At 82.3% G+C, this 384-nt stretch carries 1 protein-coding gene; it reads left to right on the forward strand.

The annotated features are described in order from the left end of the window. A partial coding sequence (locus AC1MIR_RS20510) for a DUF6537 domain-containing protein (RefSeq protein WP_480030035.1) occupies nt 1-384 on the forward strand: 384 nt, incomplete at both ends.

The following is a 384-nucleotide window of genomic DNA, read 5'->3' on the forward strand; positions in this document are numbered from 1 at the left end:
GTCCGCACCCTGCGGGGCGGCGGGGGGGGCCGGGGGGGCGCGCCGCCCGCGGCCGCGCCGACCCCCGCGCCGCCGCCCGCCGCCGGCCCCGAGGGCCTGCCCGAGGAAGCCCGGGCCCTCGCTGCCGAAGGCGTGAAGCGCCTTGTGGATTTCCAGGATGCGGCACTCGCGGACGAGTACCTCGCCACGCTGCGTCGCTTCGCCGCGATGCCGGGCGCGGATGGCGCGCTGGTGGCCGCGCTCGCGCGGCAGCTCGCGCTCCGCATGTCGTCCGAGGACGTGATCCGCGTGGCGCAGCTCAAGCTGCGCGCGGCGCGGCGGCCGCGCCCGGGGGGGGGGGGGCGGGCGCGGGCCGGGGGCCGCGGGCCAGGGGGGGGGGGTTTT

The sequence above is a fragment of the Falsiroseomonas sp. RANM36 genome (genome assembly GCF_056682175.1).